Source organism: Pedobacter sp. (assembly GCF_035317785.1).
In the GTDB taxonomy this organism is placed as follows: domain Bacteria; phylum Bacteroidota; class Bacteroidia; order Sphingobacteriales; family Sphingobacteriaceae; genus Pedobacter.
This window is the reverse complement of the sequence record NZ_DATHGC010000242.1, coordinates 1-23,338: the sequence shown is the minus strand read 5'-3', so window position 1 is coordinate 23,338 and position 23,338 is coordinate 1. Positions and strand designations below refer to the sequence as shown.

The window sequence follows — 23,338 nt, the reverse complement described above, 5'->3', positions numbered from 1 at the left end:
AAATGCTGAGAAAAATATTTGGACTTTCGTTGATGCTGGCGGGTATGTGTACCTGTACATTTGCGCAAAATGCTAAGGCGACGATTGTGGTAAACAATCCTTCCGGGATCGCTAGAACTGAAGAGCTTGTTGCGGTAGACTGGAAGGATATAACGGCTAAATATCCTGGGATTGATACTGCAAATTTTAAAGTGATGGATCTGACAGGTAAACGTGAAGTTGCCTGGCAGCTGGAACACCGTGGGGAGAAAGGGATTAAGAACCTGCTCCTGCAGCTGAGCCTTAAGGCCAGTGCAAGCCTGAAACTCGCTATTGTGCAGGGTAAACCTGCAACCGTGGGACGGAAGACATTTGGCAGGTATGTACCTGAGCGTTTTGATGATTTTGCATGGGAAAATGACAAGATCGCTTTCAGGATGTACGGAAAAGCGCTGGAGGGAAGAAAAGACAATGCATTTGGGACTGATGTATGGGCAAAACGCAATGCTAAGCTCATTTTAGATGAGTGGTATAAATCGGGAGATTACCATAAAGACCATGGGGACGGACTGGATTATTATCATGTTGGATTTACGCTCGGAGCGGGGGATATTGCCCCGTTTGTGAAGGATTCGGTTTATTATCCGGGCAATTACCGGACCTGGAGGATACTGGATCAAGGGCCACTGCGTTTTACGTTTGAGCTGAGCTATGCGGAATGGAATGTGGCAGGGAAATCTGTAAAGGTAGTAAAGACAATTTCCCTTGACGCTGGTTCGCAGATGAACAGGGTAGAGGCGGTATATACGCTGACCTCAGGAAATTCGAAATTGCCGGTAGTGATCGGTATCATCAAAAGAAAAGAAGCCGGCGAGATGCTGCTGGATGAAAAAGGTGGGATATTGGGCTACTGGGAGCCTGTACATGGTGAGGATGGGATCATCGGAACCGGAACGATTGCCCTTGCGCCGGTTGACAAAATGAGCGTGAATGAGGCCCAGCTTTTTACTCATGCGACTGTTCCGGGTAACCAGGCTTTTGTTTATTACAATGGCGCTGCCTGGAATAAGGCCGGACAATTCACTGCCGCCCGGGCCTGGTTCGATTATTTGGTGCGGTTTAAACAGAAACTGGAACAGCCGTTAAAGGTTGGTGTTCAATAATATTATTAAGATGTCGGTACTCAATTTATTTGATCTAAAAGGAAAAACAGCACTGGTAACGGGCTGCAAAAGAGGTATAGGTACAGCTATGGCAGAGGCGCTGGCTGAGGCCGGAGCGGACATTATAGGTGTGTCTGCGAGCCTGGAACTGAGCGGAAGTAATGTAGCCGGGGCAGTTGAATCCCTGGGCCGGAAATTTTACGCGTATCAGTGTGATTTTAGCAGCAGGGATTCGCTGAAGGATTTTTGTGCGCTGGTTAAGCAGGACCATCCGGTGATAGATATCCTGGTGAATAACGCAGGAACAATATTGAGAAAGCCGATTGCAGAGCATCCGGATGAATTCTGGGACGAGGTGATTGCAGTAAATCAATCGGCTCCTTTTATTCTGACCAGGGAGATTGGGAGGGACATGGTTTCCCGTGGCAGCGGAAAGATCATTTTCACCGCATCATTACTTACTTTTCAGGGCGGAATTACGGTGCCGGGTTATGCAGCAAGCAAGGGCGCGATCGGTCAGCTGACCAAAGCTTTTGCCAATGAATGGGCTTCAAAAGGGGTGAATGTAAATGCCATCGCTCCGGGATATATTTCTACGGACAATACTGCTGCGCTAAGGGCTGATGAGGATCGGAGCCGTTCTATCATGGAAAGGATACCCGCCGCCAGATGGGGTGAGCCTGCGGACTTTAAAGGGCCCGTGGTGTTTCTGGCGTCTGCGGCATCAGCCTATATGCACGGTACTGTGATGACTGTGGACGGGGGCTGGATGGGCAGGTAGTCTTTTTTTGCCGGCTACTTTTGCAGATAGGATTTTTGATAGGTCAGCGGGCTCTTGCCGGTGATCATCTTGAAGTGCTTGTGGAAGCTGGCAAAATTATGAAAGCCGCTTTCATAGCAGATCTGTTTGACATTCATACTGTCTTCTATCAATAATTTGCAGGCATGGCCCACTCTTATTTCACTGATGAACTGGGTATAGGTCTTGCGGGTCCTGGATTTAAAATAACGGCAAAAGGAGTTTGGACTGATGTTGGCAACTGAAGCCATTTCTTCCATTTGTATCTTCCGTTTAAAATTGGCCAGGGAATAATTGTAAATGGCATTGATCCTGTCGTTTTCCGTTTCTTCAAAGTTGTGACGGAAACCCATGGAGGATAAGGGATTGGTTTGCGCATTGGCTTCGATGGCCATTAAAGCTTCCATCAGCAGGATGATCCTTTTGGTGCCTTCAGCGTCCAGTATGGATTCGATGAGTTCGCCAATGTGCTTTTTGCTTTTATCCTGTACCACAACACCTCTCTGTGCTTTTTCGAGAATCAGTTTTAGTGATTTGTTTTCCGGCAGGTTGAGGAAAGTGCTGCCCCAGAAGTGCTCGCCAAAATGGACCACCACCACGTCGGCATGGTTTTTTTGCTCGTCACTGAAATAGATCTCGTCAAACTTCCAGTAATGCGGTAAATGGGCGCCGACAAGGATCACGTCACCGGAACGGAACCTTTTGATGCTGTCGCCGATGAACTGAGTGCCGTTCCCCTTTTTGAAATAGATGAGCTCGACCTCTGAATGGTAATGCCAGCGGTTATTGATATAAGGAAGATTATCCCTTCTTGCGTTAAAGGAATTGATGGGGTGGTTTGAAACTTTGAGGAGTTGCGGTTTCATACATTTGGTTTATTGTGTGTGGTGTTAAAATTATAAAAATCTTTTATAATTACCTATTTATTTAATGAATTGATCAATTGTTGCCAATATTACTGAATCTTAAAAGAAATAAAACTACTGCTCTTTTCGTTTGTTATCATATGCCATTACTAAAAAGCATGGCTGACTGACCCAAATGAAAGAGCTTAAACCGAAGAGTATCCTGATAATTGAGAATGACGAAAGCGTGCTGGAGGTGTTGGAGGAAATATTTAAAGATGAAGGTTATGAAACCCATTGTTTTGGACAAGTGGATGACATATTTAAACTGGTAGATGATTTTAAGCCGGACCTGGTTTTGCTGGACTATTTATTACCCGGCATAAATGGCGGTGAACTGTGCGCACAGCTGAAAAAAGATCCGCAGACCCGGCACATTCCGGTGGTCATTTGCTCTGCTTATCCGCAGGTCATGCTGTCGCTGGGCAGCTATGGCTGCAATGCTTTCATTTCCAAGCCCTTTGAGTTGTCTGCCATGGTGGCACAAATTGACGATTGCATAAAAAATCCGGATAAGGTATTTTCAGGCAGGTACCAGCGTTCTGCAAGGATATAGTACTTATAATTCTTTATCAATAGCTGCTCCGAGCTGCACTACTGTTTCCTGCTTTAAGTCGCCCCAGATCAGTTCCCATTTTTCGTCTTTGCGGAGCTGGATCTTTTGGCCCGCTATCTTGCATTCATAAAAGGGTGCTCCATCGGTTGTTTCTTTATAATTAACTGCTAAGGGTCCTTTTTTCATGCCTTCAATGGCGACGTTTATCGTGAAATTTTTGTTTTCTGTTGCTTTCATAAGAATGAAGGTTATTATTGCTATTAGAACAATAGTTGCGGGCAAAGGTTTGGATGGGAATAATTTTATAATTGCCCCGATAAAAAAGTATGTTTAAACTTTCATTTATTGAAAAAGATAGTTACATTTGAGCTTACCCTTTCAAAGGGGTATGTTTTTCATAGGTAGATGTAGGGTCGAATATTAATATTCGGCCCTTTTTTGTCAAACAGCCTTTAAAGGCACATTTTGATGTTCACGGACACACTATGGACACACTTTTAAAAGCATTAAAACGCATGAAACCGCCTTCTGAGCCCAAAATAAACAAGAGTGACCCGAATATGTGGTTTATTTATTGGAACCATGACGTACCCTTTTCTTTATGGCATAAACACCAAAGGATGAGGGAGCGGATAAAAGTTTACGATAACCTGAATGATTTTAAAGGAGAGAAAAGAGAGAAAAATGCGGAATTTCGCAGGCAGGTTTGGAAATATAGCCTGGAGGTAGAGAAGTATAATCCTTTTGCTGCAGAGATGGAGGAATACCATACAATTGTGTCCGGAGTAAAAATCGAAGAGGAAAAAATCGAGGAGGCGGAGAAGATAGTAATAGTTCCAGGGAAAGGGGACACCCCTTTGTTTTTTGCGCTGGACCTGTTTACTAAAAGCAGGGTAAGAAAGACCAAGAACACCAGTACGCTTTCCGCATATAAAACTACTGTAAGTTGGATTAAAAAGTATTTTGAGGTTAACAGTGTAACAGACATCAGGTGCCATCAACTTACCCGGGACCATATTGCTGAGGCTTCACTGCTAAGGTTTGATGAAGGAACCTGGGGAGGGAAAAAATACAATAACGAGATCAATCAAGCAATGGTTATTTTGAACTGGATGGGTGTAGAAGGATATATTGTTAAGAACCTGGCAAATGGTACAATCGAGAAAATGGAGGAACATACCTCTATTCACGAATGGTATGATAGGGACCTGGCAGTGATCGTCAAGCAGGAGCTGAGGGAGAATTGTATGATTGTATACAGAGCTTGCCAGTTTACCTATCACCTTTGCATCCGTAGCCAAAAGGAGCTGATGATGCTCAAAGCGAGGGACATTGACCGGTATCTTAAACGAATACGATTCAGAAAGGAACTTTCAAAAAACAAAACCGAGACTTACAGAGACTATTCCGAGGAATTTGAGAAAGTACTGGATGATCTTGACTTTAACAAGATACCAGGTGAATTCCTGTTATTTGGAAGAGGCGGTGTGCCCGGACTGGATAAAGCGGGAAAAAATACACTCGCTGATTTGTTCCGGCCTATAAAAGAAAAGTTAGGTTTAGGATTCGAATACACCATATACGGTTGGAAGCACACCAGAGTTGTTCATGAGATGATGAAAGGAGCAGATCCTTATGAAATTCAACATCTTTGCAGACATGGAGACCTAGATGCTACGCAAAAATATATGCGCAATTTCACTATCAGTTTGAAGAGAATTTACAAACCAGAAGATTTAACCTTTTAAATTATGACACCAGACGAATATGAAGCAACCTTTCACGGGATCGATCTCCCTGGATGTGCCGGCGTTTAACAAAGCTCATTACACATACTACGCACTTCCACCAGCAGCCAAGTTGTTGAAATGGTGCGATATCGATTAGACCGGACATTAGAGCTGATACACAACCTACAACTATAAGTCTGCATTGTCAGGTTATAAAATTCTCTTTAAACATTTCCTCTAAAATCCTGATATCGTCTGTTTGCAGACTTGGCCGCTCCCTCTCCTGCTCATTTGTGGGTGCTTTTAAAGGCTTCTGAATTCCTAACACCCAACCTGCCGCCATTGTTGTATGAAAAGAACCAAAGTAGTAATTATCGATCAATAAATGACATGTACCGCCTGTTCCAGATACTGCAGATATCACTACCGTCTTATCCTTATCTCCGTAAGCTGCTTTAAAAGTATACTTATTCATCCTGGTAAAATTTTGGACGACAAAATTACTAATTTTTTTAGCACAAACAAAAAGCCTCTCATTTCTGAAAGGCTCTTAGTAAGTGTTGTTTCTTTTAGCTATTCTGGTAAACGACCTCCGTTGTTATCGCGGCCTGGCCAAAGGAAGCGCCCGTAAGCTTTCGATTAAGGATAGTTGCCACGCTGTGCAGCTGTGCGGCTTTTGTGTCCGGATCCTCTGAAAGCTTAAGCCCGGCATCAGTGATCATGCCAAGGTGATCCAAAATTTCAGGTAATACCTTTCGCAACCACTCCTTAAGTTTATCATCTGCAGTTCCGGGTATTAATGATGTAAGGATATCGGCACCCGGACTATCCACAAACTGCTTGATATTCTCTACCACCTGAATGATCACCTGCAACTGGTTCCTCAGCTCATCCGGGATCTTGTTAAACAATCGTTTTACAAATGCCGGGAAATTGTCAATAAACAGGCGAAGTACGCCCTTCAAGAAGTCCAAAATACTCATGATGTTATAATTATTAATGTTAAACCAATTATTAATACGGTGATATAGATCAGGTACAAGTACCAGTCACGCCATTTCATTACAGCGCTTCTTTGATATCTGACTTGACCTTTTCTACCTGCTCATTGTTGGTTGTGGTGATCACCTTAGCCGGTTCCAACAACCAGTTCTTTAAAAGGTACGCCACGCCACCACCAACAGCCGCCATAATGATCTGATTCCAGTTAAACACCAGTGATCCGCTTTCAATAGATGACTGAACTACAACCAGTGCGGCTGTTATGGCCGCAACAATAAAACCCCTGATGGCATCCCGCCATTGGAGTTCAAACTTTTTGCTTACTCTTACATTTGTTTCCATTATATTTTAGATTTGAAAATGTGGCTTATCTACAATCCCCTCTTTGGCTATGGTCCAGTGTCCGCCCCAGATGATCTTTATTCCCATGCTCTTTGCCGTGGCCAGAATGTGAGCTGCAATAACTTTGAGGTTGTTACCCAGATCCTCAAAGTCAACCTTACCATTGACGAATGGATATAAATCAACAGCGTGGCCGTAGCCATCAGCCTTAACCTGGTGATTGGATTTGTTCTTGTAACCGTCTGCCTTGGTGACGATCAGCTTCTTATTGGTTACTTTACCCGAAGCATCACGGCCCTTGAGCCATAACCGGTGCTGCTCCTGCGCGGAGCGGACTCCATAATCAATAGTGAAGTCAACCGGCGAATTAATTATCGCCGCCTGCAGGACACGGACCAGATCAGCCTGTACGCCTTCCAGCTTCTTTAAACTTGTTTTCCCAAATACAGGCATATCATTTGTCTTTAAATAAGTTATATCCTCCCCGCACAGAGTAATACCAGAGCAGCACAATAGCGATGAGCATCAGTGACCTGCCAAATACCCTGGCGGCCACCGTCTCCACTGCTATTGTTTTATTATTAAGCAGGTAATTGACAAATCCGGTGTAGAATTCGCTGAGGTTATATACGAACATGCAAAGCACATAGGCCAGGAAGATGATCCCGGATCTCCAGTAAACATGCGGATGCCGGATCAACCGTAGCTTGACGGATAAACGCCAAGCAAGATCTGCCAGCAGCACCAATATGATCGTATTCTCGATCAGCATAAATATTCCGAAACTAAACAACTCCTTTATCATCATTTCCGTCCTCCAATACATTGATTATCTTTTTCACGCCCTTCATCCGGATGAATCCCAGGATACCAGCTCCGGCAGCCGTGATCAGCAGCAGGATAAGCGCCCAACCGTTCACGACATCGTAAACCTGTTCGGTAAACCCTTTGACCAATATCCTTCGTACGGTCGGCACCTGAAGAGACGCAAACAATACAAAAAAGCAGTACGCCAAATTCAGTGAATAGAAGTTTATCTTCTTCCACCCTGGCGGCAGTTCCATTTTTGCTTTTTCTTCCTGTAACATTCATTTTAACCTGTAATGATTTTTTCTACTTTCTTCTCCAGCGCATTCAGTTGCTTTTGCTGAAGTATCAGCAGCACTATGATAATTAACCCGATGACCACCTTAATTCCTTCCAGTGTCGAAAGGGAATAAGACAGGTACATCTGCACTGCTTCGTTATAAAATCTTGCTAAATAATTCATATGGATAAAGCTTAGGGAATAATTGTATACGTAAATGAGAATTTAACTGCGCCAGGCCCTGTTATCGCAGCTGTGTATCGGACTCTGGCCCTATCGGTAGTTGTATCGCCATCGCAAAACACCGCGTCAGAGGCAATGTATGACACACCTTGTTCGGTTAAATCTTCTGGCGCTGCCAGATTAGAAGTCAGTCCAGGGGGTAACGTAACCTGAAACTCAACTGCGCCAGCTCCAGTATTGGTTATAGTGGCCTGTCCTTGTACAGTAACCTCATTTCCTATCCTTGTGTAGTGACACTTAATCGGGGTCGAGGACGTAACATTCAGCGTATTGGTGATCGTTGGGGTGTAAGTTCCAGATTCGAATTGTTTTGTTAAAGCAATTACCCCGTCATCATCTTGAGTAGTCTGAACCCGATTAGCAGTTAGTGTTGGCGGCTGGAAGTCCAAACGGTACGTAGGAACGGAAGTCTTTTTCAATGCTAGAAAATCATACGAGATAATACCTCCTTCAGCGTTAAGTGTACTGGAGAGTGTCTTAGGACCAGACACCGTTTCTGCTCCGGACTTATGAACGAGCGTAGCGTCCAGAGCGTTTATAGCATCTACCGTTGGGAACTTCACTCCTGATCCGTCAGGTGTTAATGAGTTTTGCTTATTTGCGGTCGCTTCGTATCTAGCATCAGACTGCGCTTTTGTCCAATTGTTGGCTGCAATCCACACTTTTGGGGCGATAAGCCCAGCAGTATCTATATCAATTGTCCCAGCTGATGTAATCGCAGTATGCGATACAAATCCGATCCCTGGAGTAATTGAAGTAACGGTTCCGCTTCCAAAGGAAGATCTTGCAACTTTATATACACCACCATTAGGCTTTTTTGTTAAAATGCTATCCGTTAAACCACCAGTTGTAACTGCGCCAAGTTTAAACTTAGACTTAACTCTTACACTATCATATCCTAATTGATAATATTGAGCCTTAACGTGTGAAATGGAAACTAGCAAAACGATTAATAATAGTATTCTTTTCATAATTACGTAAGTTGAACAGATGGAAAAGTAGACCACTCGCCGGAGGCTGAATTGTCATTCTTGATGTAAGAATATCCAGTGGTATTATTTATGACAATAAACCCTTTTTTTGCAGTAGGAAAAGCAGCATTAATCGTAGCTTTTGTATAAGGTATTCCCACAACACTTATAGCCACATTAGCTTCTACGCCGGTTTGCACAATAGCGGGTATCTGACCGACTGTGGCGGCTTTAGTAACGGAATCCCCATCTGCTATAGCAAGGGTTACCAAAACACTTCCGGTAGCCTGCTTCATGGCCATTTGACCTGAAGTAGACTCTAACCGGTTACCATCTGCAAAACGGTAAGATGCTCCAGTAGGCATTTCCCAACCAACGCTTTGTTTTAGCGTTGCTAGAACGGTTCCTCTCATTAACCTGAACGTATGCCACCTTGCAGAATCGTAAGATAAATCCGATCCAACCGGCTTAACCCTACCTTTAAAAGCTCCCAACGAATCCGTCCAGTGTATGCCCTGCCCGTTTTGTAATACAGGCTCTTTGGTAATGGTAGCTCCAAATTGAGACCCAAGATTTAATACACCTTCAACACCAATAATCCGCCACAACTCAGCTGCCCTATAGACGCCTGTTGATATACTTAAATGGAGTTCATCGACACCGCCACCAAGCCAGCCTATATCACGCATCTCCTGTATACTAATTAGCGGGGTGTATCCATCATAATACAGCCATCGATGCGCTTGGGCATATTGTTTTAGCAGAGCGTTAGAGGCAAGGTTGTTGTCGTTGCTTGAACCTTCTGTCTGCGGAGAACTACCCATCAAAATCCAATCTGTTAATGGTGAATTAGCCCGCCAGCTATCAAAAAAAGCATATCCTTGTGCCGCCATTGCAGTAGGATTTTCTTTCGCTTCCCAAAACATTAGGTCAATACCCAAATCAGTAAAAACGGGGTTAAGTATGGCTGAAGGAGTAGTTACGCTGTCTAAATTTAGTCCGCCAACAGCCATGTTGTAGATTGAAACACCATCGATATTTGGATCGGTGTTAGTTTGGGTAACAAAAAGAATCTTTACATTGCCAGATACCTGTACTATCTGTGTAGCATAAGAAGCCAGGGTTGTGTCATGTGTAAATATTCCGGCAGATAATGGCGCATCGCAATTCACGACCGAGCCTACATCCGAATATCCGGTAGTAGTACTGGTAGACGACACCTGAACCTTAAACGATCCAGCGCCAGGTTCAGTAATATAATAAACTTTAATCTGATTGGCGGGCGTAAGACCACCGCCAATCAGAAACCGAAGCGAACCCGCTCCATTAATACCATGCCACGACCCGTTAAACCAATAAGCAGTGTCGCTCGTATCCAAATGATAATATCCACCACCTGTTAAACTGGTGAATGGAATTATACCCCCATTTGCACCAAACATATTTGTAAATTTATTAGCGATCGGAACAAAGCAGTATGTGGCAACTGAATCAAACAAACTGCCTAACCTAAGCTTAACCGCCTCCCTTTGAAGCACGCCGCTATTAAAAGAAGACCCGTTCAGCAGTTTCTTGTAAAAACGGAAAAGAGTTCCCCTGGTGTCGTAAGGGTTGCTTGTCACGTAGTCCAGGTCGCTTTGTTTGGCGATTCCTCTGAATTTACTTGCTTTACTACCTACCCATAAGTCAGTATCAGTGTCTTTGTAAATCTGGTTTCCGTACGGTAAGCTACCGCCTGGTAAATTGTCTTGTGGATCGTCCATTGTTATTTTATAAAATTGAAATTGTGCCTGCAAAAAGTGTGTTTATGGTCACTGTTGTGATCTGATCACCGGTCATCGTGTAGTACCATTCCGGAGAGTTCTTTCGCATGGTTCCGGAGTCATCCCACACATTTATGATGTCCTGGATGATATTACCGAAGCGCTGGACGTATATTCGTCCCGAAGGATCGTCAGGAACGATGTCTGTTTGCCAGTCGATTACCAGATCACCCGGCACGACCGGAATTGGTGTCCTTGACTCCTCAGTAATTGGAGTACAGATTCCGTTCTCACCAAAATTCCAACGAAATTTACCTGAAGGATCAGCCTTTTGAGCTACTCCGGATATTCCTTTCCATTTATCTGCCATGAGCATTCATTTTATAAGCATTTTATTTCATTAATTTTTGCCGCATCGATATCTGTTGAGATGTGGCCAGCAGTATATGCGCCACCCAAACCGATTATTGCCGTCTGAATTTTCTGCAGCTCCGTATTTATCTCGCCATTTGCCGCAGCGATTCCCTGATTTAAAGGCTCAAAGCGGACCAGGTTATGATCATCACCACCAAGCTCTAATATTCCGTTATTGCGCAGCCAGACATAGAAACTGATAGACTTATCATTTTTTAAGCTGTACAATCTTTTCTCTCCTGGTGCAGCCAGCTGCTTCGTATTAATATATCCGATAATTACCTGCTCGTCCACAGTCGAAGTCTCCGCATAAATGGCGGTCATATTTGCAATAGGGTTGCTGTCGTCACCAAACGGAGCACACTCATCAGCAGTTTTTGCTCCAAACTGGAGAACCTTTAGGATCCTAGTGCCCTTTTCGATTAATGTGCTTTTAACTGTGCTGTAAGTGATCATGAAAATATGTTTTTAGGCTGTTCACCGGTGAATGTTTCCGGTAGAACCAGCGTTACAACCATAGATTTTTTTTGCGAATCCTCGATTTTAGAAAGGCTGACAATGATCATCCGCACAGGCCATGAAATAAACAATTCCTCGTTTTGTACTTCCAGGACATCGCCAATATTGATATTATCCCACTTGGAGAGTTCAAAACCAACTTTAATATTTTTCAGCTCTGCCGCGAGGGTATTTTTAACGCCCTTAACAGTATCAGTCTCGGTACCGCTACTGAGAACTTCTACAAACGGCCTAAACCTCTTTACTAGCGGATTTTTTATGCTATCTACTCCGGTTACACCCTCATTCTCATCGTCGAAATCTGAATCACTTTTTTTTGATGGTTGCCTGATGGAAGTGAGGTCGCTATGCATACCCTGCCCATTCACATCAAGGCCCATATTTAATGTGTTATGCTGATCATACAGTCCTTTAGAAGCTACCTTCGTATCCGGCCTAAAAAACAAGACATTTCCAGCAGGGTCATGAGATACGACCACATTTCGTTGCGCGGCGAGCTTGGCCAGGTATTCTTTTATTGATCCGGAAGGAGTGGCTACACTTTTAGTGTAGATCTGATCACATTCCTTTTTTACATTCACAGAAATTACCAGTTTCAGATTAAAAAGCTGTAGCAGCCTGGTTGCAATTTCTTTTAAGGTCCTGTTAAGGCTCTCCAGAGGATAGGAAGAGTAGGGGATGCTGCAATCTTCCAGTTCACCGGCCAAACTATATCCGCTTAGCTGTACCAGCTCAGGAGTCGATCTGGAGTTGAATGTATGGCTCAGGATGATGCCAGTTAATTGGAGCTCGCCGGTTTCTTCATTAATGAATTCCACTTTATGAAATGAAAGCGGCCTAACAAGTTCTTTTAAAGCAAGGTTTTTCGGGTCGTACTTTAAGGTGAAAGCAAAAGTAGATGCCACACTATCCAGATTTGAAGACATTGTGAAATCATTAAAATACAGGTATTCGCTACCGTTTATTTTTACTTTCATTATACGTAGTATGTGATCGATCTGCCCTTTTTTATAAGGAAGAGTGATCGGTTTTTAATGTTGTTTATAACCCTGAATTTTTCGATATTCTCGTCATTCTGGTCCAGGCCTAAATATTTATGTGTCAATAGGATTAGATTGCTATCTGTCTCCAGGATTGTGATTCTTTCCTGCTTAGCGGAAAACGCGAGAGTGCCGAGGTTTGAAATTGTTTCAACCACAGTGTCCTGGATCTTGGATTGTGTCTCGTTACTTGCAGAAAAGCTATTTTCAGGGTCAGAAATTGAAACATAGGAATTATCCAGAGTGACCAGATAGTCCTTGTACATTACTGACAAAGCCTCAGCTGCGATCACTATTTCTTTCCTGGTAACATAATCCTCCGCAGCAGGGTTGACAATCACATTGCTAAGCCCCATTACCGCAGCTCCTGCATTGGATTCAAAATAGGCCTTATTATTTTTGTTGGACAGGAAAAGAACCGATTTTATGCTTTCATAGACTGCCTTGATCAGGTTGATCCTGATGTTTACAGACAGAAGAAATTTAGCCGGCAACAAAATAATGTCATTCAGCGAAGCAATTGCCTCCACAGGAGACAGGATGAGGTTATCCACTTTACCAAACATATCATTCTTTGCCAGCTGGTATTCACTATAATTGCTTGAATCCAGAAGAGCTGAAATGCTCAGGTTGATTTTTTCCGCGTTGTCCTTAACAATTGAGACGTCTGCCGGCTTTAAATCTACTTTGGAAGCATAATTAACAGGCGAAATTGTTCTAAATTGGAGGCTTTTAGAAGTAATTGAATCCGCAATCGCAACTGTTTTCTTAGGATATGTGTCAGTAATGGTTTCCCAAAAATCTACTGTAATTTCAGTTGAATTGTAGCCGGTATCATTCCTGGCCAGGCTGATCGGTTGACCGATAATGTCACCATAAAAGGGGTGACTTACTTTCCAGGACCGGTTATCATTTGCAGATTGATCAAAAGCATCCGCTTGTTCAATATTATCCGCTCCGGAGAACCAAAATATCAAAGGGAATTTGCGGGCCCGTACGCTCTTACGATCGATAAGAGATCCAGGTATGTTTATAAAATCAAAAATCGTCGCGTTAAACTCCTTAGAAGTCTCTCCGGATTTCCATAACGGTTTATATACCTTTCCGTCACCGGTGGTTATGGTAAATACATTGTGATCTAACTTGTCTACCCAGGTCATTTTACCGGCTTCGTATTAATCTATCTATTTGTTTTTGGCCTTCAATAAGGTAAAAGCCCTCAATTTTTTTTATGCTCATTTCAGCTGCTTCCCTGCTAAAGTTGGTGGCCGTTATTTTTGCAGGTTTGCCCTTTCTATCCTTCATTAACAGTTGCGATGAAATTTTTAGCTTCCCCTTTTTGCTTCTCCTAATAGCTGTTACCCTCATCAGGTAGTTGCCCTTTATCGAGTTGAAAAACATTGGCTTATTTTCTTTTAGCGCTCTATATGCTCTCGCTACAAAGTTGCTTTTTACACTCCCCTTGCCGTTCCTTCGGTTTGATCGGCCGGAAATGACCTTAGTTTTGTCATAGTAGTTGGTCCGTCGAACCCGGCCTTTGACGTTAGAGCCGCCCCTGGAGTGCCTTAAGTAATCAAATCCATCATCGATAACGCCCCCTTCTTCCTGGATCTGCATATGATCAATCGCAGTTTCGGCGGCCTTACCTCGGCCCATGTCAGTCATTCCAACCGTGGCTTTCATGCTTTTAACATCAAAACCAGTTGCTTTTTGAACGCCTGAAAACTTCTTGAAGAAATTCGGGGTTCTCCGGATAAAGTTTTTATTCGCTGACTGCTGCAGTGTATTCTTTTTAACGTCAAAAGCAGCGGCATTAAGCGTTTGTCGAATGGCAACTGGGAGGGCAGAACGATGTAATTGCTCTAACTTATTCGTTAAAACAACACATGCGTCCGTATTGATGTTTAAATGTGCCAAATCTTTCTGTATCGTAAATATACGAATGTTTATTATGTTTCAAAATTAGAAACAAATGCTCAATTCAATGTCCATTTTTTTGCTACTTCACCGTTACTATAGTATGCATCCGTCTTGATCCTGAAGAGCACGCCAATAAGGGCAGGGAAGGACCCGATAAGAGTTTGAACTCCGGTACCCAGATTATATTTAGAAAGGGATCCGGCGATGAATGTATAAATGAAATTATTATAAATCACGGCATTTGTTGATTTTGGAAAAGCAGCATTAAGGGAAACACTGCCGGTCTCTGTGATTTCTCCTGCAGTGTGATCGATTAAGTAAATATTAACTTCATAGTCGTTTGCAGAGTTGCCGGAATCATTAGTAATTATAAGATTTGAGCCATCGGTATAGATATTAGGCTTATGATCAGCTGCGATTACTCCGCTTGGAAACTGGGTGCCGGTAATGGTGACCTCCGAAGGAGTGGCCAGATCCGACATTGAAAACCTGAAGATCTTATAAATCAGCGTTCCAGGTGCAAAAACAAGGCAATAAAGAAAATCTGAAGCTATCATCATCTCATAGACCAGTAATGTACCATCACTTTCTGCCACTCTAACCGCACCCTGAATATCGTAACTAACAGGCTGATCAGTAAACAACACTCCTTCACTTTGATAGTAAATGTCATCAAAATCGCTAAAGGATAAAGGAGTTCCGAAGGGGGTAAATTTCTCAGGTATTGTGGCTGTGCCGCCAGTAGATCCCATTTTGTAAGCTCTCACTGTGGCACTGTCAATGATCAGCAACACCAGGTCCCCGGAAAGAAAGGGGTTGACTGCCTGAAATGTATATTCAGTTGCTCCGGAGCCTTTAAAAGTATATGGGCCTGCGCCTGATGCCTCAACTGATTTCGCAAAACATACGTAACGGTTTGGAAGGATGCTTAAATCTAGATTTATCGAGAAAACAGAGCCGGTTAAATTCAGCTGCTGCTCAATATCATTCATTGAGTTGCTGAACTTTTTAAGTGCTTCCACCAGCTGGTACCCATTCAGCTCGTTATCCTCAGTTCCGGAAGCAGTAACCTTTGTTAGCCGAAGAATTTTGTAAACATTGGTTAGGATATCTCCATAAATCTCACGAACAACCGGTGTACCGGCAGCGTCATCAGTTTCATTTATAACGGTGCTGTCCGGAAACTTGGTTTCGTCTTCCTCTTTTGGAATACCAGCTGGTAATTGTTTAACGGTTCTCATGTTATGGAATTTGAACTACTTCAATATGAATTTTTAAGCTTTGTGTTGATACTGGATCCTCTGTCATACTCCACTGGAATGTTGTACTGGATATTGGTCTGAAAACAGCTGATTGTACGTCATTATCACTTTCAATAATTCCTTCCGATTGAATTGAAGAACGTACAAAATAATTAATGCCGGTCATCGGATTAGCTAATGTTACTAAATAAGTAATCGACGTTCCTGTAGATAACTGCACGACAGCCGATACCACATCTCCGGATCTAGGAGCAACGGTGCCTACAGGCTGACCACCAGGATCCACACCGCTAAACCATCCTGTGTTTCTTACTGAACTTACCGCAAGACTGTTTAATAAAATTTTGTCCTCCTTAGACAACAATCCATTTCGGATTGTAGAAGCCAGAAACAATCCACTATCAAGACCTATCACCCGGCGAGCGAATGCCAATTGATTATAGTAGGGAGTGGTGGCTTTCGTAGTTATAGCACCCGCATACTCTTCCGCCTCTGTCGCGGCTTTTAGAAACAACAACTCAGAAGCGATGGTGTTGAAGCTTACTCCGTCAGCAAGCCTTATCAGATCAATTCCGGTATTAGTTACAACCAGACGGACGTAATCTCCAGCTTTGAATGAAGAGGGCACATTGACATTTTTAAGAATTGCACCAGACCCTTTGATCTGCGTTTCGCTGGTATAATTAAAAGCAGCCAGACAAACCAACGATTCGTTTAGCTTTAAGGTTGTCAGTTTCAGTGGAACCTGGATGATTCCGGATAATGAATTCAATGATGTAATAAAGTCGTTCTTACCTGCAATAGAAACCAGAGCATCCACCAGCTGGTATCCGTTAGCCTCATTATCCGGAACTCCGGAGTATTCTATCTCTGCAAGCCTCATGAGCTTGGCAAAAAACTCGTGCAAATCACCATAAATGAGCCTGTTTACAGGAGTACCGTTCCCGGCGCCAGTGTTGTCACGTATCCGGCCATCCGGATAATTTGTCGGATCCGAGTTGTCTATGTTTGGAGCAAGTAGCTTATTGGTGGCCATGACTTAAAAAATTAGATATAGTTAACAAAAATATATGCGACTGTATGTGCCGGCTTTAACTTTAAGACCAGTTCACGGAATTCAGCTTCCCTGGACTTTTCAATGCTTGCTATCTGATCAATCGCATTGCCGGCAATAAAGAAAGTAGCCCAAAGGTTCTGGGAACCTCCGATATTGTAATCCTCATATTGCATTTCATTGGCGATTACCTGAGTGTTACCTCCACCATGCTGAGTTCCGCCACCGTGTTGAGTGGTCCCGCCATGCTGAACAGTAGATGGTTGTGCTCCAAGGATCTCTTCCGGAGTTTTATAATAATGGTTTCCTCCGCCGTCATAGAAAATGTTCTCATAAACCTTTACATCAAATCCCGCCTGGTTAAGCTGGCTTTCAATATACCGGTATCCCTGCCTGGCTTTGATATTCTGCGGAAAAGCCATCTTTCTTTTGATCACTTCTCGGCGCTGCTCGATGGTCATATCTGATGGAGTGGTAAGGCCTAACCGGTATTCCCATAGATCTGCATCAGACTCATCAAAATTGGAATTATCAGGGAAGCTGCTGTCGATAGTCGCATAAGCATCGTTGATCAACCGCAGAAAAGACTGGTTTAACGCTGCATGGAAATTATTGAAATTGCTTTTTTCTGGCATATACCAGGCCCTGCCGGTAGGGTAGAGCTGGCCCACCAATCTGAGCAAATCCTCACTTGTACTGGTTTTTACCGGGTACTTATGCGGTGTCTTAAACCCGTGTGGGGTTTTTAAGCCATGCTGAGTGCTGTTATTTGTTGTTTGATACATGGCTAATTGTAATTTACGTTTCTGAGGTAGGGGATATTTGGTCCGGAGAAAGTGAAGGTGTTGATCTCAACTCCGTCCACAAATAGTTTAAAGTCCAGGAATGAATTAATATTTCCTATTGTGTCATTCACAACGCTCTGGACCTTCACTGCAGTGAGGATGTCGTTTTTCTCTCTTGCCAGATCCGCACCGGCAATAAATGGGCGGATAGAAAACAGGTATGCTTCCATGTTATTGCGAATACTTGCCCGCACATCGGCATTATCCGTTTGTAGACTGGAAATTACAACATCAACCGGCTTTATTTCTACCGGTAATACTTCCGGAATGGCTTGAATTGGTCGTCTGCCTCTTTCATTTAATGGTAAGGTTGCATCCGGATCAAACTCAATAGCGTCTTCTACTGCCAGAAGTAACGCTCCGGAAGGAGTACCATATCCATCTGTACTATCCGCCGGAGTTGCCTCCACATATACCTGAACCACGCCGGCATCACCGTTTTTTAGGTATGGAAATACCCGTTGCACACCCTGAACATCAGCGGACCATAATCTATAGTCAGTTTTTGCGCCGCCCTGTGGCTCGAGCCGATAAGAATCGATAAGTGTTTTACGATAAAGGTCAGTACTTTCAGCTGCAGCAGGTATTTGTACAACAGTGGCGATGGTGATCAGCTGATCAACGCCGATCAGCGGCTCAGTTGCAGTAAGTCCATCGCCAGGATTCAATAAATATTCAGGTCCTGGATCCAAGCTTCTTACGGTAATTGTACCTGCGGATCCTGGAAGAATATAAGCATCGTCTGTGATGTACAAATGTCCAGGGCTATTGCTATTGTCGTTTGATTTAAAGGTCAGGCCAGCCCGGATCTCACCGCCAGTAATGCCGGTGACAGTTGCCGTATAAATTCCGTCTGTTGCAGGTCTTGGCTGCCGATTTAATTTAATAGCACCCATCCTGTTTAGCTCTCCGCCCTCTTCAGCAGTATCTGCAGTATCCGGAAACTGGTTCCTCTGGATATCCACAATATACAGATAACAAAGCTTCAGCTCACCGGCCAGCGTGGATGCGCAAGCATCCAGCACAAGCTTTAAATCCCCATCAGATAAACTGAGTTTATTCTTCAGGTCCGCTGAGATCCGGGAAAATAATTGCTGTATAGATGGGATCGGCTTCATTATATAATTTTATCAGTTATCAATTCTTTTTTCGCATTGTCCCAAATCAGCTGCAGGCTTTCTCCCTGCTGATTTTTAGGCTGTGTTAATTTTATAGAGATCTCGACCTTATCCCTGCCCAGGAGCGAGACGCCAACCACAAACTCAGCAACATTTTTAAAGTACTTCAGGTCGTTTTCTACTGCCCTTTGAATATTCAGCCGACCGGTACTAGTCAAAGCATTATTGTTCAATGCGCGTTCAGTTTCGGAGTTAAATTGCTTTGCTTTATTATCGCCGAATAAAAGGCTATTTGCCCACCAGTCCTGCCTGATCTCAGTCGCGATTTCATTTCCTAATGTATCTGCTTCGACATTACCCCCAAACAAGCATAAATAAGCTTGCTGGTATAACCTTTCAGCGAGTGCGAGATCGTTATTGATAATCGCCAGTTCACCGCCGTTTCCGCTTTCGTAAAGTAATATGTCTTTTGTTTCAAACATTATTTACTGCCTTGGGTTGAACTTACCGTTACTGGGATCATTAAAGGGCCTTTCATATTCGTTGATCTGATTGTGCCATTTGGATCGTTGAAATTTACATCTAGTGTGTTTCTTCCACTTATTTCTCTCTCGTTCCTTAACTCTTCTGATTTCATTTGTGGAGTTGCAAGAGGTTTAAATTGGCTTGACATCTCCTTATCGGTGGCGTTCACTGACACGGACATTGCTTCTCTGAATTGGTGCAAACTTTGTGCTGCACTCGCAGCCCAATCAAAACCTGTAAGCTTAGCGATGATGATGAGCAACTGTTCCATCGGTTGTAATACTGAATCTAGTATCGCTTTACCTATAGCCATCAACCCGGCCAGTATCCCTCCTTCTTTGAAGGATTTAGTAATCATATCCCAATTTCTCTTCAGTGACATAATCAAACTTATAATCATCCCAAGCGGCCCGAATACTAGGCTCATTGCGGCGCCCCAGTCGTCCCATTTCTTAACCATTATTACAACAGCTGCTATTAACGCCGCGATACCGACTATAATTAGACCAATTGGATTGGCAGTCATAGCTGCATTCCATAACCACTGTGCTGCAGTAGCTACCTTCATAGCCACATTGTATGCAGCTAGGGCTATTTTGCTTTTACCAATAGCAATTGAAGCCACCCCAGTCAAGGCGCCTTGAACGCCGAGTGCAACATTATAAGACCACATTACAGCCTGAGAAGTAAGTAGTATCGCCTTCCATAGGGCAAAAAATTTCAGAATATTAAAGCCAACGCTGACGATTGTATCCATATTCTTGGCGATATAGAAAGCAGTATCTTTTATGCGTTGCAATCCCGGAGATAGTTTGTCTCCGGAAACCATCGTATTTATAAACTGTTTTTTGACTGCTTCAAATGCCTTTGATAGGGTACTCGCATTAGTAGCGGCCTGCTCTTCGGCCTTGTTAGTTGTTTCAATCTTTTGCAGCCACTGTTTATAAATCCCTAAATTTCCAAATATTACATTGGCGGCTGTCATGTTCTCTTTTCCAAAAACTTTAGTAACCGCTACAGCGTCGTTTTGAATTTTACTCAACTCTTTTAATCGGTCACCTAATGGTTTAGATTTATCCATCAAAAGACTCAAGCTGACACCATGTTTTTTCAACGAAGTAATCGCCTCTTTAGGAAGTCCTTTAGCCGAACTCATTACCCCGAGTAAATTTCTCGCTCCCACAGCTATCTTACTGTGATCCATCTGCTTTCCTAGAACCTCCAACAAAGCGACCGATTCGCTAAGCTTAACATTTGCACCGTAAGCATTTGCACCAAATTCCTGCAATGCTGTAGCTATTTTTGCAGTAGAGACTGAACCAACAATTTCACCAGCTGTTAACCGGTTAATTGTATCGTTTGCCTGATCGGCGGATAACTTAAATTGATTCATCACTGAAGTTAGAGCCTCAAGAGTTGGAGTTAATTCCATTCTGGCTGCCTTTGAAAGGGTAATGCCAGCCATAGTTATTTGGCCCAATGCTTTTGGATCCGACAAATATTGTGACATAGCTGAGCCAATCACTTCGAAACTTTGGGCAACATCTATAGCCGATTCATTAGACTGCTTGGCTATGCCTTCGATCATGGATTTATACTTCGCAGCACTTTCTCCAGTCACAGCTTCTAGACTATGTAAAGCGGTTTCATAGTCCATTATGGATTTAACCGAAAACATAACTCCGCTGATTATTGCCCCTGCAAGAGCGGCAGCTTTTGCCGTTTCTAATAACTGCCGGCCAGCTTCAGAAATGACCGGGGTAAAACGCCTGAAGGTTCTATTCGCTCTGGCGATGCCAGACTCTGCAGCACTTGCAAAGCTTCCAACTCCCCTTTGAATCCGAGATACGACCGACGAAATCTTGTCGATAGCTGTAAAAATGGTTGGGACTTTTAGGATCGCTGACATTGTTATTTAGTGGTTCTTGATTTCGATTCTAGTTCTTTATGTTGTTCACTGATGTCGTTGTACCAATAAATTATACCATGATGATCTAAATCATCCACATACATTTCATCGATATAGCTTGGGGTTGCCCATTGGAAATTCCTTCCTAAAGTCTTAACATACGCGTCTATATCTCCAGGTATGTTTAAATAAAAAGGGTACAGAGCTGCTCGATAACTTTGATATCTTCCTGATCAAACTTATCTAACATCGCAAGCGGCTGCCCTATCAAATGCGCCATGCTTTTATGTAGGTACAATACAGCATCTTTGCTCAGATTAACTCCGCTGGCGATCCTCCGCTGTTCACTGGCAAGTATTCTTGTTTTGAAATTTAACGTTTCAATAGCGACTCCATCCTCATCAGTTTTAATAGGATTGGTTAGCTTCAACACCGGTTTTCCCGATTCTAAGTTCAACAATCCTAATTTTACAAATTCAATAACATCAGGATATTTGTCTTTAAGTTCTTCGTGATCCTTAGTTTTCCGATTATACTTTAAAACAAAATCCATCACTTCATTTAGAGCTATTTCTTCAGCTACTGCGTATTTTGGTTCTAACATTTCTTTAGTATTTGGTTTAATAAATTAGATTTTTTCAAGTCTTCCACCGCCGGCAACCTTCAAGGTCCTTTGAGCAGTGTTGGTGTCAGAGTTCATATCTCCGACCGGTTTGCCGGTACCCTTGTATATTGCTCCGGAGATATGCGTAAACGTCCACACCCCAGGCTCAGGACTTCCGGCCAAGTCATTCAGCGCCTCGGCATCTGAATCAGTCACCAGGTCCTCAGCCATCGGGCCTTCGACGGACCATCTTACACGCGTCATCACATCGATGTTGTTTCCGCCACCGGTAATTGAATTTGCATCGTCATTGCTTCTGATGCCACCGCGATCAATGGTAAATCTCTCATTGGCTTTAGGCTCAAACCTGAAGTCGCCAAGAGTAGGATGGGAGCATACAATTTCAGTAAGATCTCCCGCTATATAATTTTTTGCCATTTTATTTATGGATTAAGTTTACCTGTGATTAATTAGTACCCTGCCTCAACGTCAGTAGACTCAATCCGAGCGATACCGGTACGTTTATACCTGAAAAAAGTTTCAAACCTGTTAGGATTGACGGTTGAAATTTCAACCCGCAATGAAGCCTTGCTCCAGGCTGGATCATTGATTAATGCTTTTGCAGCCAGATCATCTAAATACTGGAATACAACTGCCTTCCATTCTTTAGGTTTAACAGCTTTAGCAACATCAGTTACCTGCGTGTCTTTGATCAATACATGGTCCTTAACTCTTATATTTTCAAGTACAGAATAACCGTCTTTAACATTCCAGTCCAAATTGAGATTTCGGCAATATGAAAATTGAAGTGGAGTCTCATCGTCGGGATGGTAGGTTGTTACCAGATCCTGAACCTTGTAACTTCCTTTATCCAGGAGCACAGTTGAACAGCCTTTTTTAACAAGGAAATCCCTATTGTCATAAGACGCCATGTCCCCGATTGTGTTCGATAATGGAATTGGCATGTCCGGGTAAGATTTTCCGTTAACATCCAGGTGCGGAGAGTCCTGCATTACACGGGCAAAAAGCGCGACCATGTTGGCAGCTGCCTCCCACGGCATACCAGAACTGCCGGGAGCAGGGCAAAGTACATTTGTTACCTGATCAACACGAGCTGCAGCATCGGTAATTGCAACCAGGTCATCTTTATCAGCAAGAGTGCTGCCGAAGAAAGCCATGAAAGGCTTGAATATTCGGCCTTCGTACCGGCCGGTAGGAGTATCATCATCAGGAACACCGTTAAACGCTTCCAGGGCCGCCAATGTCGCCGTACCGTAAGAATTGATCACAGTTGTGTACCAGTTATCTTCAAACTGAGCTAAAGCACCTGAAAGATCCACAACGCCTGTACCTGGAGTAGTAGTAGTCAACGCATAACTTACGCCAGCTCCGGTACCACCATTGCTGATCACCGCGTTGACATTTGCAGAACTCACACCTTTCCATTTTGTTGTCAATGTCAACACGCCGGCCAATACGGTTGCGATAAATGGACTGCCGGTGATCCCGTTTACCACGTCCGCAATCTTTGCAGCGATAAGGGTAGGAGTGTCTCCGATCACAACATTGTAGGAGTACGGTTTAAAAT

Annotated in this window: 29 protein-coding genes; 4 read left to right on the top strand and 25 right to left on the bottom strand. The window is 43.3% G+C overall.

What is annotated here, in order from left to right; all coding sequences use genetic code 11:
• Positions 1-2: 2 nt before the first annotated feature.
• Both VK541_RS14865 and VK541_RS14860 read left to right on the top strand, forming a co-directional pair.
• On the top strand, positions 3-1,142 hold the full coding sequence (locus tag VK541_RS14865; RefSeq protein WP_324371106.1) for a DUF4861 family protein: 1,140 nt from the start codon (positions 3-5) through the stop codon (positions 1,140-1,142).
• Between the two features lie 10 nt (positions 1,143-1,152).
• Positions 1,153-1,923, top strand: coding sequence for an SDR family NAD(P)-dependent oxidoreductase (locus tag VK541_RS14860; protein ID WP_324371105.1), 771 nt, complete (start codon positions 1,153-1,155; stop codon positions 1,921-1,923).
• A gap of 14 nt (positions 1,924-1,937) precedes the next feature.
• Here the strand turns inward: VK541_RS14860 and VK541_RS14855 are convergent, their stop codons facing one another.
• Positions 1,938-2,807, bottom strand: coding sequence for an AraC family transcriptional regulator (locus VK541_RS14855; RefSeq protein ID WP_324371104.1), 870 nt, complete (start codon positions 2,805-2,807; stop codon positions 1,938-1,940).
• 175 nt (positions 2,808-2,982) lie between these two features.
• On the opposite strand from VK541_RS14855, the gene VK541_RS14850 reads away from it, so the two are divergent.
• Positions 2,983-3,402, top strand: a complete 420-nt coding sequence (locus tag VK541_RS14850) for a response regulator (protein WP_324371103.1) — start codon at positions 2,983-2,985, stop codon at positions 3,400-3,402.
• A gap of 3 nt (positions 3,403-3,405) precedes the next feature.
• Here the strand turns inward: VK541_RS14850 and VK541_RS14845 are convergent, their stop codons facing one another.
• Entirely contained in the window at positions 3,406-3,639 is a 234-nt protein-coding gene (locus VK541_RS14845; protein WP_324371102.1) for a hypothetical protein, read from the bottom strand.
• A gap of 248 nt (positions 3,640-3,887) precedes the next feature.
• On the opposite strand from VK541_RS14845, the gene VK541_RS14840 reads away from it, so the two are divergent.
• Positions 3,888-5,150 (top strand): site-specific integrase, encoded by a 1,263-nt coding sequence (locus VK541_RS14840; RefSeq protein WP_324371101.1) that lies wholly within the window; start codon positions 3,888-3,890, stop codon positions 5,148-5,150.
• A gap of 187 nt (positions 5,151-5,337) precedes the next feature.
• Here the strand turns inward: VK541_RS14840 and VK541_RS14835 are convergent, their stop codons facing one another.
• From VK541_RS14835 to VK541_RS14725, 23 genes are all read right to left on the bottom strand, one after another.
• A complete protein-coding gene (locus VK541_RS14835) occupies positions 5,338-5,607 on the bottom strand; it encodes a hypothetical protein (protein WP_324371100.1) in 270 nt (89 codons plus the stop codon).
• A 94-nt stretch (positions 5,608-5,701) separates the two neighbouring features.
• On the bottom strand, positions 5,702-6,115 hold the full coding sequence (locus VK541_RS14830; RefSeq protein ID WP_324371099.1) for a hypothetical protein: 414 nt from the start codon (positions 6,113-6,115) through the stop codon (positions 5,702-5,704).
• A 79-nt stretch (positions 6,116-6,194) separates the two neighbouring features.
• The gene (locus tag VK541_RS14825) at positions 6,195-6,476 is read right to left on the bottom strand and encodes a hypothetical protein (RefSeq protein ID WP_324371098.1); all 282 of its coding nucleotides are present in this window, start codon (positions 6,474-6,476) and stop codon (positions 6,195-6,197) included.
• 6 nt (positions 6,477-6,482) lie between these two features.
• Positions 6,483-6,929 (bottom strand): M15 family metallopeptidase, encoded by a 447-nt coding sequence (locus tag VK541_RS14820; RefSeq protein WP_324371097.1) that lies wholly within the window; start codon positions 6,927-6,929, stop codon positions 6,483-6,485.
• Position 6,930: 1 nt separating this feature from the next.
• On the bottom strand, positions 6,931-7,302 hold the full coding sequence (locus tag VK541_RS14815) for a hypothetical protein (RefSeq protein ID WP_324371096.1): 372 nt from the start codon (positions 7,300-7,302) through the stop codon (positions 6,931-6,933).
• The gene (locus tag VK541_RS14810) at positions 7,262-7,564 is read right to left on the bottom strand and encodes a hypothetical protein (RefSeq protein ID WP_324371095.1); all 303 of its coding nucleotides are present in this window, start codon (positions 7,562-7,564) and stop codon (positions 7,262-7,264) included. The genes VK541_RS14815 and VK541_RS14810 overlap by 41 nt, the downstream gene beginning before the upstream one ends.
• A gap of 5 nt (positions 7,565-7,569) precedes the next feature.
• Complete coding sequence (locus tag VK541_RS14805) at positions 7,570-7,746, bottom strand: hypothetical protein (protein ID WP_324371094.1); 177 nt, start codon at positions 7,744-7,746, stop codon at positions 7,570-7,572.
• Between the two features lie 11 nt (positions 7,747-7,757).
• Positions 7,758-8,777: a hypothetical protein gene (locus tag VK541_RS14800; RefSeq protein WP_324371093.1), complete on the bottom strand. Its 1,020-nt coding sequence runs from the start codon at positions 8,775-8,777 to the stop codon at positions 7,758-7,760.
• A 2-nt stretch (positions 8,778-8,779) separates the two neighbouring features.
• Positions 8,780-10,540 (bottom strand): hypothetical protein, encoded by a 1,761-nt coding sequence (locus VK541_RS14795; protein WP_324371092.1) that lies wholly within the window; start codon positions 10,538-10,540, stop codon positions 8,780-8,782.
• A gap of 7 nt (positions 10,541-10,547) precedes the next feature.
• The gene (locus tag VK541_RS14790) at positions 10,548-10,910 is read right to left on the bottom strand and encodes a hypothetical protein (RefSeq protein WP_324371091.1); all 363 of its coding nucleotides are present in this window, start codon (positions 10,908-10,910) and stop codon (positions 10,548-10,550) included.
• Between the two features lie 11 nt (positions 10,911-10,921).
• Complete coding sequence (locus tag VK541_RS14785; RefSeq protein WP_324371090.1) at positions 10,922-11,410, bottom strand: hypothetical protein; 489 nt, start codon at positions 11,408-11,410, stop codon at positions 10,922-10,924.
• Positions 11,407-12,450: a hypothetical protein gene (locus VK541_RS14780; protein ID WP_324371089.1), complete on the bottom strand. Its 1,044-nt coding sequence runs from the start codon at positions 12,448-12,450 to the stop codon at positions 11,407-11,409. Before VK541_RS14780 ends, VK541_RS14785 begins: the two co-directional genes overlap by 4 nt.
• On the bottom strand, positions 12,450-13,673 hold the full coding sequence (locus VK541_RS14775) for a hypothetical protein (RefSeq protein ID WP_324371088.1): 1,224 nt from the start codon (positions 13,671-13,673) through the stop codon (positions 12,450-12,452). Before VK541_RS14775 ends, VK541_RS14780 begins: the two co-directional genes overlap by 1 nt.
• A 1-nt stretch (position 13,674) precedes the next feature.
• Positions 13,675-14,430, bottom strand: a complete 756-nt coding sequence (locus VK541_RS14770) for a hypothetical protein (RefSeq protein ID WP_324371087.1) — start codon at positions 14,428-14,430, stop codon at positions 13,675-13,677.
• Positions 14,431-14,489: 59 nt separating this feature from the next.
• On the bottom strand, positions 14,490-15,674 hold the full coding sequence (locus tag VK541_RS14765) for a hypothetical protein (RefSeq protein WP_324371086.1): 1,185 nt from the start codon (positions 15,672-15,674) through the stop codon (positions 14,490-14,492).
• 1 nt (position 15,675) lies between these two features.
• Positions 15,676-16,731 carry a hypothetical protein gene (locus VK541_RS14760; RefSeq protein WP_324371085.1) on the bottom strand — a complete coding sequence of 352 codons (1,056 nt, stop codon included), beginning with the start codon at positions 16,729-16,731 and terminating at the stop codon, positions 15,676-15,678.
• A gap of 11 nt (positions 16,732-16,742) precedes the next feature.
• Positions 16,743-17,534, bottom strand: coding sequence for a hypothetical protein (locus VK541_RS14755; RefSeq protein ID WP_324371084.1), 792 nt, complete (start codon positions 17,532-17,534; stop codon positions 16,743-16,745).
• A gap of 2 nt (positions 17,535-17,536) precedes the next feature.
• A complete protein-coding gene (locus VK541_RS14750) occupies positions 17,537-18,712 on the bottom strand; it encodes a baseplate J/gp47 family protein (protein WP_324371083.1) in 1,176 nt (391 codons plus the stop codon).
• Entirely contained in the window at positions 18,712-19,194 is a 483-nt protein-coding gene (locus VK541_RS14745; protein ID WP_324371082.1) for a hypothetical protein, read from the bottom strand. Before VK541_RS14745 ends, VK541_RS14750 begins: the two co-directional genes overlap by 1 nt.
• A complete protein-coding gene (locus VK541_RS14740; protein ID WP_324371081.1) occupies positions 19,194-21,146 on the bottom strand; it encodes a phage tail tape measure protein in 1,953 nt (650 codons plus the stop codon). The genes VK541_RS14745 and VK541_RS14740 overlap by 1 nt, the downstream gene beginning before the upstream one ends.
• Positions 21,147-21,330: 184 nt before the next feature.
• Complete coding sequence (locus VK541_RS14735) at positions 21,331-21,750, bottom strand: hypothetical protein (RefSeq protein WP_324371080.1); 420 nt, start codon at positions 21,748-21,750, stop codon at positions 21,331-21,333.
• 24 nt (positions 21,751-21,774) lie between these two features.
• The gene (locus tag VK541_RS14730; protein WP_324371079.1) at positions 21,775-22,188 is read right to left on the bottom strand and encodes a hypothetical protein; all 414 of its coding nucleotides are present in this window, start codon (positions 22,186-22,188) and stop codon (positions 21,775-21,777) included.
• A 32-nt stretch (positions 22,189-22,220) separates the two neighbouring features.
• The coding region (locus VK541_RS14725; protein WP_324371078.1) for a hypothetical protein at positions 22,221-23,338 on the bottom strand (1,118 nt) is incomplete at its 5' end.

What these genes read in the sequence shown, in the direction of transcription:
- VK541_RS14825 (WP_324371098.1), bottom strand. Translation starts at nt 6,476, where the DNA reads ATGGAAACAAATGTAAGAGTAAGCAAAAAGTTTGAACTCCAATGGCGG.
- VK541_RS14835 (WP_324371100.1), bottom strand. Translation starts at nt 5,607, where the DNA reads ATGAATAAGTATACTTTTAAAGCAGCTTACGGAGATAAGGATAAGACG.
- VK541_RS14810 (WP_324371095.1), bottom strand. Translation starts at nt 7,564, where the DNA reads ATGTTACAGGAAGAAAAAGCAAAAATGGAACTGCCGCCAGGGTGGAAG.
- VK541_RS14800 (WP_324371093.1), bottom strand. Translation starts at nt 8,777, where the DNA reads ATGAAAAGAATACTATTATTAATCGTTTTGCTAGTTTCCATTTCACAC.
- VK541_RS14735 (WP_324371080.1), bottom strand. Translation starts at nt 21,750, where the DNA reads ATGTTAGAACCAAAATACGCAGTAGCTGAAGAAATAGCTCTAAATGAA.
- VK541_RS14865 (WP_324371106.1), top strand. Translation starts at nt 3, where the DNA reads ATGCTGAGAAAAATATTTGGACTTTCGTTGATGCTGGCGGGTATGTGT.
- VK541_RS14850 (WP_324371103.1), top strand. Translation starts at nt 2,983, where the DNA reads ATGAAAGAGCTTAAACCGAAGAGTATCCTGATAATTGAGAATGACGAA.
- VK541_RS14750 (WP_324371083.1), bottom strand. Translation starts at nt 18,712, where the DNA reads ATGAAGCCGATCCCATCTATACAGCAATTATTTTCCCGGATCTCAGCG.
- VK541_RS14765 (WP_324371086.1), bottom strand. Translation starts at nt 15,674, where the DNA reads ATGAGAACCGTTAAACAATTACCAGCTGGTATTCCAAAAGAGGAAGAC.
- VK541_RS14805 (WP_324371094.1), bottom strand. Translation starts at nt 7,746, where the DNA reads ATGAATTATTTAGCAAGATTTTATAACGAAGCAGTGCAGATGTACCTG.
- VK541_RS14830 (WP_324371099.1), bottom strand. Translation starts at nt 6,115, where the DNA reads ATGAGTATTTTGGACTTCTTGAAGGGCGTACTTCGCCTGTTTATTGAC.
- VK541_RS14760 (WP_324371085.1), bottom strand. Translation starts at nt 16,731, where the DNA reads ATGGCCACCAATAAGCTACTTGCTCCAAACATAGACAACTCGGATCCG.
- VK541_RS14740 (WP_324371081.1), bottom strand. Translation starts at nt 21,146, where the DNA reads ATGTCAGCGATCCTAAAAGTCCCAACCATTTTTACAGCTATCGACAAG.
- VK541_RS14855 (WP_324371104.1), bottom strand. Translation starts at nt 2,807, where the DNA reads ATGAAACCGCAACTCCTCAAAGTTTCAAACCACCCCATCAATTCCTTT.
- VK541_RS14845 (WP_324371102.1), bottom strand. Translation starts at nt 3,639, where the DNA reads ATGAAAGCAACAGAAAACAAAAATTTCACGATAAACGTCGCCATTGAA.
- VK541_RS14775 (WP_324371088.1), bottom strand. Translation starts at nt 13,673, where the DNA reads ATGACCTGGGTAGACAAGTTAGATCACAATGTATTTACCATAACCACC.
- VK541_RS14745 (WP_324371082.1), bottom strand. Translation starts at nt 19,194, where the DNA reads ATGTTTGAAACAAAAGACATATTACTTTACGAAAGCGGAAACGGCGGT.
- VK541_RS14840 (WP_324371101.1), top strand. Translation starts at nt 3,888, where the DNA reads ATGGACACACTTTTAAAAGCATTAAAACGCATGAAACCGCCTTCTGAG.
- VK541_RS14780 (WP_324371089.1), bottom strand. Translation starts at nt 12,450, where the DNA reads ATGAAAGTAAAAATAAACGGTAGCGAATACCTGTATTTTAATGATTTC.
- VK541_RS14860 (WP_324371105.1), top strand. Translation starts at nt 1,153, where the DNA reads ATGTCGGTACTCAATTTATTTGATCTAAAAGGAAAAACAGCACTGGTA.
- VK541_RS14790 (WP_324371091.1), bottom strand. Translation starts at nt 10,910, where the DNA reads ATGGCAGATAAATGGAAAGGAATATCCGGAGTAGCTCAAAAGGCTGAT.
- VK541_RS14815 (WP_324371096.1), bottom strand. Translation starts at nt 7,302, where the DNA reads ATGTATTGGAGGACGGAAATGATGATAAAGGAGTTGTTTAGTTTCGGA.
- VK541_RS14785 (WP_324371090.1), bottom strand. Translation starts at nt 11,410, where the DNA reads ATGATCACTTACAGCACAGTTAAAAGCACATTAATCGAAAAGGGCACT.
- VK541_RS14730 (WP_324371079.1), bottom strand. Translation starts at nt 22,188, where the DNA reads ATGGCAAAAAATTATATAGCGGGAGATCTTACTGAAATTGTATGCTCC.
- VK541_RS14795 (WP_324371092.1), bottom strand. Translation starts at nt 10,540, where the DNA reads ATGGACGATCCACAAGACAATTTACCAGGCGGTAGCTTACCGTACGGA.
- VK541_RS14820 (WP_324371097.1), bottom strand. Translation starts at nt 6,929, where the DNA reads ATGCCTGTATTTGGGAAAACAAGTTTAAAGAAGCTGGAAGGCGTACAG.
- VK541_RS14755 (WP_324371084.1), bottom strand. Translation starts at nt 17,534, where the DNA reads ATGTATCAAACAACAAATAACAGCACTCAGCATGGCTTAAAAACCCCA.